At 40.3% G+C, this 11,720-nt stretch carries 10 protein-coding genes; 9 read left to right on the top strand and 1 reads right to left on the bottom strand.

From position 1 onward, the window contains the following. Nucleotides 1-346: 346 nt before the first annotated feature. Nucleotides 347-1,309, bottom strand: coding sequence for a Gfo/Idh/MocA family oxidoreductase (locus IJT21_11220; protein MBQ7578822.1), 963 nt, complete (start codon nt 1,307-1,309; stop codon nt 347-349). 371 nt (nt 1,310-1,680) lie between these two features. Between IJT21_11220 and IJT21_11225 the strand changes: the two genes are divergently transcribed. The 9 genes from IJT21_11225 to IJT21_11265 form a co-directional block, all read left to right on the top strand. After that, the gene (locus IJT21_11225; protein ID MBQ7578823.1) at nt 1,681-1,827 is read left to right on the top strand and encodes a hypothetical protein; all 147 of its coding nucleotides are present in this window, start codon (nt 1,681-1,683) and stop codon (nt 1,825-1,827) included. 432 nt (nt 1,828-2,259) lie between these two features. Further along, nucleotides 2,260-4,815, top strand: a complete 2,556-nt coding sequence (gene secA, locus IJT21_11230; GenBank protein MBQ7578824.1) for a preprotein translocase subunit SecA — start codon at nt 2,260-2,262, stop codon at nt 4,813-4,815. A gap of 3 nt (nt 4,816-4,818) precedes the next feature. Further along, entirely contained in the window at nt 4,819-6,528 is a 1,710-nt protein-coding gene (locus IJT21_11235; protein MBQ7578825.1) for a hypothetical protein, read from the top strand. A gap of 12 nt (nt 6,529-6,540) precedes the next feature. Then, nucleotides 6,541-8,211, top strand: a complete 1,671-nt coding sequence (locus IJT21_11240; GenBank protein MBQ7578826.1) for an arginine--tRNA ligase — start codon at nt 6,541-6,543, stop codon at nt 8,209-8,211. A 2-nt stretch (nt 8,212-8,213) separates the two neighbouring features. Further along, entirely contained in the window at nt 8,214-8,507 is a 294-nt protein-coding gene (locus IJT21_11245; protein ID MBQ7578827.1) for a hypothetical protein, read from the top strand. 255 nt (nt 8,508-8,762) lie between these two features. Next, nucleotides 8,763-9,704 carry a GDP-mannose 4,6-dehydratase gene (locus IJT21_11250; protein ID MBQ7578828.1) on the top strand — a complete coding sequence of 314 codons (942 nt, stop codon included), beginning with the start codon at nt 8,763-8,765 and terminating at the stop codon, nt 9,702-9,704. Beyond that, nucleotides 9,701-10,462, top strand: a complete 762-nt coding sequence (locus IJT21_11255) for a glycosyltransferase family 2 protein (GenBank protein MBQ7578829.1) — start codon at nt 9,701-9,703, stop codon at nt 10,460-10,462. Before IJT21_11250 ends, IJT21_11255 begins: the two co-directional genes overlap by 4 nt. Next, nucleotides 10,437-11,507 carry a glycosyltransferase family 39 protein gene (locus IJT21_11260; GenBank protein MBQ7578830.1) on the top strand — a complete coding sequence of 357 codons (1,071 nt, stop codon included), beginning with the start codon at nt 10,437-10,439 and terminating at the stop codon, nt 11,505-11,507. The genes IJT21_11255 and IJT21_11260 overlap by 26 nt, the downstream gene beginning before the upstream one ends. A 39-nt stretch (nt 11,508-11,546) precedes the next feature. Next, nucleotides 11,547-11,720 (top strand): transposase (locus IJT21_11265; protein ID MBQ7578831.1); only part of this gene is annotated, 174 nt, incomplete at its 3' end.

The following is an 11,720-nucleotide window of genomic DNA, read 5'->3' on the forward strand; positions in this document are numbered from 1 at the left end:
AATTACATTTGAATATTTATAAAACTATCTATACCCGTAATTTGTGCAAAAATGGAGTGTCAGTTATATTTTGAGTCTCATTTGCGCTGGCACTCCATCAAGCTGGAAAAAGAAAAGTTCTTATATGTGCATGAATTTATATTTTATACAGCTCGTCTTAATTCGTCATTGTTGGGACTCGCATTTATCTTATGAGTTATGGCAATTACATTTGAATATTTATAAAACTATCTATACCCGTAATTTGTGCAAAAATGGAGTGTCAGTTATATTTTGAGTCTCATTTGCGCTGGCACTCCATCAAGCTGGAAAAAGAAAAGTTCTTATATGTGCGTAAATTTATAATTTATACAGCTCGTCTTAATTCGTCATTGTTGGGACTCGCATTTATCTGCCGTAAAATTTCTACAGCGACTTCTAAAGCTCGTTTGCCGTCCTTGCCTCCTACTACTGGGGGTTTCTTGTCCTTGACGCACCTTACGAAATCAGCAAGTTCTAATTTTAATGGCTCACTCTTCGGGAAGACCGGAGTCTCTCTTATTTCGACTTGTCCATCAGAATTATTTACGCAGCGGCTGATTTGCACTGTTTGAAGCTCATAATTTATAGTAATCTGGCGCTCACGTTCGACGATTTCTAACTGTCTGCATTTTTTCTCAGCACAACGACTCACTAAAATATGAGCAATTACACCATTTTGAAAAGTTATTTGAGCGTCTGCAATGTCTTCATGTTCACTGAATACGCATGAACCTGTAGCGGCAATTTTCGCAATACTCGACGGAACGAGCGACAAAATTATATCTATGTCATGAATCATTAAATCAAGGACGACTCCGACATCGTTAATTCTTGCGCTAAATGGGCCGACTCTGCGTGAATCAAGATAAACGGGCTGCGGATGAATCTGCGAAATATATCTAATTGCGCTGTTGAATCTTTCAATGTGGCCGACTTGAAGGACTAAATTTTTTCGTGTTGCAATGTCAAGCAGTTCGCCGGCCTCTTCGGGTCTGAGCGTTACAGGTTTCTCGACTAAAACATGAATCCCGGCTTCAAGTGCAGTTTTTGCGGTTTGGTAGTGCTGGCTTGTCGGTACAACGATAGAAAGCGCGTCGACTTGTTTATGATTTATAAGATCTTCAATTGAACTATATGCGGGGACTCCTAAATGTTCACCGATGAAGCGGGCGCGTTCGATGTCGCTGTCTGCAACTCCGACCAGACTGGCATCTAAAAGCTCTGTATAAATTCTTGCGTGGTGCTGGCCAAGATGTCCTACTCCTATAACGCCAATTCTTTCACTCATGATAATAAAGAATCCTTCCCAATTTTTAATTTTTCTATTAGCTATTATTCTTATCACAGAGTAAGTAATTTTTGTGGCATGAAAATACGAAATTTTTGCAGAATTATTTATGACTCTTGCTCGAAAATTTTTCTTGTATTATTATGCTTGCAAATTATGAATCAAGGGGAGAAAATTTTATCATGACGAAATCAGAATTAACCGCAAAAGTTAATGACTTAATAGCCGCATATTCCTGCAATCCTGAACTCAAGGCCGCAGCAGAAAATTATCTCAAGGCATAGGACAAAGCAAGCGCAGATAAATTAATTAAGGCTCTCGAAGAAAATGTTTGCAGCATTGATGAGACTATAGCACTTGCAGAGTCAGATATGGGCAAAAAGTTTTTCGGCGAAGAAGCAGCAGCTAATCTCGCTAAATCTTGTCATGAAGCAAAAGATAAGGGCGAAAAATTCTGCATTTGTCCGGCTTGTCAGGCTGGTTCAGTCATTTACGCAAACAAAGAGTTATTAGCATAAAATTTGCGTGTTATAATGTAAGCGTGTAAAAAAAGTGCCGCCCCGACGAGGAAGGACGAACACTTTATAAAATTTAGATGCTGAAGCGGGACCGTAAACCCACCTCGACACCTAAAAATTTAAACAGGTTCTTAGTGAGTAAGTAATCTGGCGATCAATTTCAAGACTAACTCAAAAATTGCTGCATAAGTCCCAATGGTGGCGACGAAGTGCAGTATTTTTATGGCCGTATCCAAGAGCTTAAGCACAGACCTCACCTCCTCCGTTACTGCTGGAGGGAGTCCCAAGCATCTCCACCCAGTTATGGAATGCCTCGTCTATAAATATTCTATCACATGAAAATTTAGCAAATTCACACCTTCTATCGTTGTAGCAAAAATCGAATTATGATAATCTTTTCACATAATAATATAGTATGGAGGATAAAATTTGATTCTTAACAGCATAAAAAAATTTCTTGGTCTTGATCCTAACGATAGAGCTTTGAAAACTTATAACGGCTTTGTCGATATTATTAACTCGTACGCAGATAATATACACTCAAAATCTGACGAGGACTTAAAGGCGCGCGCAAATGAACTTAGAGCACACTCAGATGACTTAAATGACATTTTGCCGGAAGTCTTTGCAATCGTTCGTGAGGTCTCGCAGCGTACTATAGGTCTTAGACATTATGACGTGCAATTAATTGGCGGGATGGCTTTACACGACGGCAGAATCGCAGAAATGAAAACAGGCGAGGGCAAAACTTTAGCGGCAACTCTAGCAGTTGTGTTAAACGCTTTCAAGGGTGAGGGCGTTCACTTGGTAACAGTAAATGATTATCTAGCAAAACGCGACGCAGAATGGATGAGTCCAATTTATAATTTTCTGGGCTTGAACGTCGGCGTAATTTATCCCTATATGCCCGATGAAGACAGACTCGCAGCGTATAAAGCTGATATAACATATGGGACTAACAGCGAATTTGGCTTTGATTATTTGCGCGATAACATGGTGCTTAGACTCTCCGACAAAGTGCAAAGGGGTCATAATTTCTGCATTGTTGACGAGGTTGACTCTATCCTAATCGACGAAGCAAGAACACCATTAATAATTTCCGGAGCTTCAGACGACGACACGAGCTTATACACAAAAGCAGACAGCGCAGCAAGATATTTGCAGGAAGGCCGAGACTTTGAGAAGGACGAGAAAGAACGCAGCATTTCACTAACTGAAACAGGCATACAAAAATGTGAGGAGTATTTAAAGATTCCCGGCCTATTTTCCGAGCTTACACACTCAGATTTAGCACATAGAGTCGTTCAGGCGTTAAAGGCTCACACACTTTATAAACGAGATATTGATTATGTCGTGAAAGACGGCGAAGTTATTATTGTTGATGAATTTACCGGAAGACTCATGATTGGCCGGCGGTTCTCTGAAGGTTTACATCAGGCAATAGAAGCTAAAGAACGAGTCAAAATCGGCCGTGAGAGTCAAACTTTAGCGACAATAACACTGCAAAATTATTTCAGAATGTATCACAAGCTCGCAGGCATGACAGGAACAGCAGCAACAGAAGCAGAAGAATTTAAAGAAATTTACGGCCTTCAAGTTATAACAATTCCGACTCACAAAAAAATGATTCGCGTAGATTATCCTGATGTAATATTCGCTACAGAACAGGAAAAATATTCTGCCGTTACTGATGAAGTTGTAGAATGTCATAAACGTGGCCAGCCGGTTTTAGTCGGTACTACTTCAATCGAGAACTCAGAAAGAGTCAGCAAATTATTAAAAGCTCGCAAGATTCCTCATCACGTTTTGAACGCGAAATATCACGAACAGGAAGCATTAATTATCGCTCAGGCAGGCCGTGAAGGTGCTGTAACAGTCGCAACTAACATGGCCGGACGCGGTACAGATATAATGTTAGGCGGTAATCCTCCCGACGAAGCAGAACACGAAAGAGTCGTGAAAAACGGCGGTCTTGCAATTATCGGCACAGAACGACACGAGTCAAGGCGCATAGATAATCAGTTACGCGGGCGTTCAGGTCGTCAAGGTGATCCGGGTGCGTCAAGATTTTATTTATCGCTTGAAGATAATTTATTGCGTTTGTTCGGCTCTGACAGGATTCAACCGTTAATGGGCAAATTAGGCATGAAAAACGGTGAAGCAATAGAATCATCAATGTTGACGCGAATAATCGAGAACTCACAGAAAAAAGTCGAAGAGTTACATTTTGACATACGCAAACAGTTATTAGCTTATGACAACGTAATGAATCAGCAGAGAGAAGCAATTTACGCAGAACGCGAGTCAATTCTTTCAACTGCTCCCGATGAAATGCCAAATTACGGCTGGGACATCTTCAAAGGCGTTATTAATGATCTGCTCGATAAATATTTCCCGGACAATTCCAATTGTGAACCTGAACGGGCAGCAGCAAAATTAAAATCTATTTTCGGGCCCGGCGCAGAAGGAAAAATCGCAAAAGTTGATAACCGGCTCGATATGGAAGGAATGAAACAGGAAATTATTGACCTCATTCAATCGCGCTATAATGCAAAAATTGCAGAGCTTGAGACCTTCCACGAAAACGCAGCAGCCGAAATTGTGAGCGGGACACTTTTATATATTCTCGATAACGAATGGCGCGAACATTTAACAGCAATGGACGAACTTAGACGCGGTATCGGATTACGAGCTATCGGCCAGAAAGATCCATTAATTGAATATCAGTTCGAGTCATATAATTTATTTCAAGAAATGATGGATCGCGTGAAAATTACTTTTTGCGACAGGATATTGCGCTCAAAAATTCTTAGCACTCCCGAACTAAGAGAACGCGAAAATTTGCAGTATTCCAAGCCGGAATTCTCAACAACTCCGAGAAATAATAATAATATATTGCCCGGCAAAAAAGAAAAAATCGGCCGTAACGATCCATGCCCTTGCGGAAGCGGGAAAAAATATAAATATTGTCATGGAAGGGGGCTTTAACTCGTGAAGAAATTTTTTATCGCGTTAATTATTGTTGCCTGCACGAGTCTTGAATCTTTTGCGCTCGATTATAATTTATCACGTATGCGCCAGATGAATCCCGATTTTGCAACTTATCCGGCAGATCAGGGCATTATTTGGCTCAAGCACACAGCTATATCACGTTCAGAAAACGGCGGTGTCGAAGCTGAAAGACTCTATGTCATTCGAGGCCGTCGCGGTCTTGGCGGAAAATGGCTTAATTGGAATTTACCAGTTCCCGCAAATGGAAGTATTGAAGTCATCGAGTCATCTGTTTATGATCCTGCAAGCGGTGCTCAAATACTGACTATTACGCCCGAAGAGAAAAATAATTTAGTGAACGTAACTTTTTCGGGATTGCCTGAAGAATTTATTATAGTTATCTCATGGAAGGAAATTTTGCCGGAACAAATCGACATCGAGGGCCTTTGCTGGTTTCAGGAAGATTTACGAGTCTGGGAGTCGATTCTTGAAATTACTTCACCGAACAAATTAGCAATTAAAACTTTTCCCGCAAGAATCTCACCCGAAAACGAGACTCTTAACAGCGATAACGTTTATACATGGCGGAGAATTAATTTAGAGCCTTACTCAATCGCAGGAGAAATAGCAAGATTATCACGTGAAGGGGTCGCATTCAGTGTCAGGAAAGGCAGCGCAGGACTCGCAGCAATTATAAAAAATGTTGAAGAGGTCGAGAAAATACCAGCTCCCATAAAAAAATTTACGCCCAAAAGTTTAATAGATTACTTGATGAAGCAGCCCGAAATTACATTAGCTGAAAGTTTAAGCACCCGCAAAATTCCTGTTAACGGCGAATGGACAAGAACAGAAAAAATAAAGCTCGCTAAAAATTGGCTCTCATCACAAAAAATTAATGCGTCGTTAGCGTGGGATATTCCATTTGATCCGGATGAAGACACGCCGTTATGTGCTGCAATTTTTTATGATCCCGTCTTAAATCTTCAGGGCGTGAGAGATATAGAATTTCATAATTTGAGCGACCCGAAATTATTAGCAGGCATGAAAATTTTTACGGTCAGCAAAGCAAATACTTTGATTCGCCGCAGATTGCCTTCAAGTCCCTACGCTGACAATAAATTAACGGCTGTAATGAATCTCAAATTAGACGATGACGCAAGATTAAACGGTTCTGTCAGAGTGATTCTTAAAGGGGGCTGGAGTGCTTTATTACTCGGTCAGAATCCCACTGACGGCACAGCAAGAGGCGCGTTATTATCACTTTTTCCGGGTCTCACAAATTACAGCGACGTTAAATTAAAAACGGTCAAAGGCTCGCACGTGATTACATTCAAAGTCGTAAACAAAACAGGAATTTCCGGCGGCGGTGTAAGGTGGCTTGCGATTCCTCCCGTTTTTGAACCTGTCATGATAAAGAATCTCGCAGCAAAAGAGGCACCCATTGAATTATTATTCCCGTTCATAATCGAGCAGAATATTACAATAGAATATCCCAAGAAGGGCACGGAAGCACTAATAACAGGCAAGACTCCGCGAAATCCTGACAAAATAAATTACACTGACGAAAGCAGAAGCAGACGGCACAGTTTCACAGCTGAGTCAAAACTTGCTGTCAACATGCAGACTATCACGGCGGGAAATTTTGCAGTACTTCAAAAATGTTTAGCTCAGTGGGACGCATTCTCAACTAGAAATATCCCCATTAAATAGAAGGTGTTAATCATGAACGTAACCGGAGAAAATAAAGCAGTAATAAATCTCAATCAGGCACTAAATGACGCAATAAAATCTTTATGTGTCCAAGAGAGCAGCGCAGAATTTGAACGCCCGAGAGATCCTAATCACGGCGACAGGGCAGCAAGCAGCGCATTAAAGCTCGCAAAAGTTTTGAAGTCCAAGCCGCTTGATATTGCAAATAAAATCGCAGAAAATTTACATTCAGACGTAATTGACAAAATAGAAGTTGCTGCACCGGGATTCATAAATATTTTTCTGTCAGGAAATTTTTACGCCCAAGCAGTTAAAAGCATTATCGAGCAGAGAAATTCTTACGGTTCTATCAATCTCGGCAATAATAAACGCGTTCAGGTCGAATTTGTGAGCGCAAATCCAACAGGGCCGCTTCATATTGGACACGGACGGGGAGCAGCTGTCGGCGATGTTGTTGCGAGAATCCTTAAATTTACCGGCTGGGACGTTCAACGCGAATATTACGTGAATGACTCAGGCCTGCAAATTATAACGCTGGGAAAATCGACTCAAGCGCGATATTTTGAGCTTCTCGGCCAAGAGTCAAATTTTCCTGAAAACGGCTACAAAGGCGCATACATTTACGATTTAGCGCAGGAAATTATTAATCTTGAGGGCAAAAAATTTTTGGACGTTCCTAGAGATGAGAGTCTCGAATATTTCAAGACTTATGCAGCAGATAAAATTATGTCAGGAATCAAGGAAGATTTAGAGTTCTTCCGCGTAAAATTTGATAATTTCTTTCCTGAAGGCTATTTACACGCAAATAATTTAGTACGTTCAGCAATGGAAGATTTGAAGGCGAGGGGCTTTGCTTATGAGTCAGAGGGCGCTTTATGGTTCAAGACAGAAGACACAATCGGCGACGACAAAGACCGTGTTTTAATACGCGCTAACGGTGTGCCGACATATTTTGCGTCAGACATTGCCTATCACAGAAATAAATTCATCACGCGAAATTTCGAAAGAGTCATAGACGTATGGGGCGCAGATCATCACGGTTATATCGCAAGAGTCAAAGCTGCAATTAAAGCAATGGGAAAGAATCCCGACGATTTCGAAGTGTTATTGATTCAGCTTGTAAATTTGATTCGTGAGGGAAAATCCGTCAACATGTCGACACGTTCAGGAGAGTTTATTACTTTGCGTGAAGTTCTTGACGAGGCCGGAGTCGACGCTGCTAGATTCTTTTTCCTGATGAGAAGGAGCGACTCACAGTTAGATTTTGATTTGGACTTGGCCAAGCGTCAATCAAATGAGAATCCCGTTTTTTACGTGCAGTATGCTCATGCTAGAATATCAGGAATTTTGCGCGAGATCGAGAAAAGAAATTTGCATTTACTCAATAATGACTCTGTAGCGTGTGAAATCTTTGACGAGAAAAACGCCCGTGAACTTGCTGACACACTCGCGAAATATCCGGACGCGGTGAAAGAGGCTTCAACACAGTTAGCTCCTCAAGTTTTAACAGGTTATGTGCTGAATCTCGCCGGAGTCTTTCACTCATTCTATAACACGAACAGAATCATTGACGAACCTGACGAAAAAATTGCGCTCTCACGTGTAAATTTAATCAAGTCAGCTAAAATCGTCATTGCCTCGTGTTTAAATCTTTTAGGGGTTAATGCTCCTGAGCGAATGTGATAATGCCGTCGATTAAGCAAATTTTCTTTGTAGTCATAGCTGTATTGCTGATTGCTATAGCCGTTACTTATTACAGAATTGAACTCGAACGAATCGCAAGCATACGAGAAGCAATTACGAAGGGTGAAGCAGTCTTACAGCAGAAAAAAGACAGTGTACGCGACTATCAAGAAAAAGTTACATTTTATAAGACTCAAGAAGGACTCGAACACCTTGCGCGCGAACAATATAATTTAATTACGCAGGGTGAACGTGTATTTTTGCTGAAGAGTCCCGACAATCAGCCGGATCTATAGAAAAAATAAAATCCCCCGACATAAACGCGTGAAGGGGGAAATTTTTTTATTGTCTTGCTATGTTAGTATTTATAGTTTTATATTATAATTGTACGAAATAATAATATTCAGCATAAAAGGGGTTGACAAAATTGAATTTATGCGCCTATAATGGTTCACAGGTTCACAGGTTCACAGGTTCACAGGGCTAATTTTATTCTTTTCTTATCGCATTAATCAATCACAAAAATTTTATTGTTGCGGGGCTGGTCTGATATGAAAATATTAGTAACCGGCGGTACAGGTATGGTCGGATCTCATTTTATGGACTCATTCAGGAAAGACGGCCACGAAGTTTATGGGATCGCGCGTTATTCAGCTTCTAGCAGAATGTCAGCACTTCAGGACGATTCAATTTTTCGTTGTGATATTCTCGAACGAGACGCACTCGCAAAAATCTTGAACGATCTCAAGCCCGATATAATTATACACATGGCAGCACAAGCCTTTAACGGTGAATCATGGAACTCTGAATATATGACTCACATGACAAATTATATAGGCACGTTAAATATTTTATGGTCTGCAAGGAATTTCGCGCCCGACTCAAAAATTTTATTAGCTTGTTCGTCAGCAGCTTACGGAGATATAAAAGAGTCCGACTGTCCATTAATCGAAGACAGACAGTTAAAGCCTCACACACCCTACGGAATATCTAAAGCAGGTGCCGAACAATTAGGCCGGCAATATGCGTTAAATTACGGAATGAAAATTTATTTGCCGAGAATGTTTATTCATGTCGGAACAGGACACCCTCCAGCAACAGCCATTCAAAATTTTGCACGTCAGCTCGCATTAATCAAAGCCGGAAAAATTGATAAACAAATTCACGTAGGAAATTTAGAAACAAGCCGCGATTATATTGACGTTCGAGACGGCGTAAAAGCTATGAGATTATTACTCGATAAAGGCAATCCTGCAGAACCTGTAAATATCTGCAACGGGAAAGCATTCAAGATTCGTGAAATTTTGCAGATGTTGATAAAAATTGCTGGTGTTGATGTCGAAGTAATAAGCGATAAAAAATTATTTCGTCCTGCTGATGAGCCGTTATTATTAGGTGATGCGTCAAAGATTAAAGCACTCGGCTATACTCGTGAATATTCTATGATGAGGACTCTTGAAGACGTTTTTGCGGATTGGGAGAACCGGATATGAGCGAAAAATTTAAAAATGTCTCGATTCTTATTCCTGCAATGGATGAGACTTATTCACTTGCTGAGACTGTTAATGTAATTCTTGAAACTTGCAGCCCTCAAGACATCGCCGAAATTATAATTATTGTTGCAGATAAAACGAGTCCGGACACAATTAATACAGCAAATAATTTAATCGCAAAATATAATGACAGAGCAAAAATTTATATTCACGCTCAAAAATTGCCGTTCGCAGGTGGTGCCGTCCGAGAAGGTATAAATCTCGCAAAAGGTTCACACTTGGTCATGATGTCAGCTGATTTAGAGACAGACCCGCATTTGATTCGAGAATTTATCGAGCAGTCAAGAATGAATCCCGAAAAAATTATCACTGCTGCACGCTGGAAACATGGCGGAGGCTTCAAAGGTTATAACAAGATCAAATTATTATGTAATTACATATTTGAGAAGGCTATAGCAATTTTTTATTTCTCGAGTCTAAGCGACTTAACATATGCTTATAGATTATTTCCGTCAAAGCTCATGAAAAATATACGCTGGGAAGAGTTGAAGCACCCTTTTTTCCTAGAGACAGCATTAAAACCGTTGAGACTGGGAGTCAAATTCGTCGAAGTCCCGGCAAAATGGCAGGCACGCACAGAGGGCGAATCAGTAAATAGTTTCTTCGCAAATTTTAAGTATTTCAGGACGGCTTGGCACAACAGATTATTAAGGCCGGAGCAAATTTTATTGAATGGAGAAAAATTTAATGAGCGATAACAAATTAAGAACTTTGATTTTTGCGGCTGTTACAGTTGTAATTATATTATCCGGCTGGCTTTGTGATGATGCTTATCACGGTTTTGTAATGGCCAAGCACTTAGTCGAGGGTAACGGATTTGTATATAATATCGGCGAACGTGTGAATGCGAGTACATGTCCGTTATTTACGCTGATTATTGCGGGGATTTATGCTTTATTCGGGCGCGGAATGTATATTATAGGCATTGGGACGTGTGTAATTTTTTCTGTCTTGTGCGTGTATATGCTTCTGTATAAGACTTGCAGGACTCGCGGGGATTTAATATTTATTACGCTGATATTGTGCAGTAAGTCATTTATTTCGTATTCAACGTCAGGGCTTGAGAACTCGTTATTATTTGCGCTGGGGATGTTATTTTTTCTTGTGATGTTCAAGAGTGAAAGTTATTCCGGCGGAGAGTTATTTATTTTGTCATTTCTTGCGGGATTAATCGCGCTGACTAGAATGGATAATATTTTGATATATTTGCCGTTCCTGATATATTGCTTCATTGTGAGAAAAAATAAAATTGGACGTTTGCCGGCGTTCTTTATTGGATTTGCTGGGGTGCTGCCGTTTATAGCGTGGGAAATTTTTTCGTTGTTCTATTATGGATTCTTGTTTCCCAATACTGCATATATAAAGTTAGGTACGATGATTTCATTGCGTCTGTATATCAGAAAGGGCATTGAATACGTTATAGCGAGTTTTGCTATGGATCCTGCTGTAATAATAATTCCTGTTGCGTATATATTTATTGCGTTGTTAATGTGCAGGGACATTCGGCATAAATTATTATCTTTAGGGACGGCGTTATATATAATTTATGTGATAAGAATCGGCGGTGATTTCATGTCCGGCCGTCATTTCACGGTGATTTATATTCTTTCGTCAGCGGCTGTAGTTATGATTCTCCGGGAAAATATTATAAAATTTGACATTAAGAGAGCTAGCAAAATTCTTGTTGTCTGCATGATGTACGCTGTAACAATCGGGAATCTTTTAGATAGTGTCGTCAAATAGTGTAAAATAATAAAAAACGAAGCAGAAGGGAGAAAGAAGATGGCAGAAAATTACAGACGACATGACATATCATACAAAATGTGGGAGTTACTGAAACCTCATCTTCCAGGTAGACAGGGCAGTTCAGGCCGTAACGCAAGGGACAACAGGCAATTTATTAACGCTGTCATTTGGATTTTGCGTACTGGGGCTCCTTGGAGAGATTTACCGCCT

This window comes from Synergistaceae bacterium (assembly GCA_017443945.1).
GTDB lineage: Bacteria > Synergistota > Synergistia > Synergistales > Aminobacteriaceae > JAFUXM01.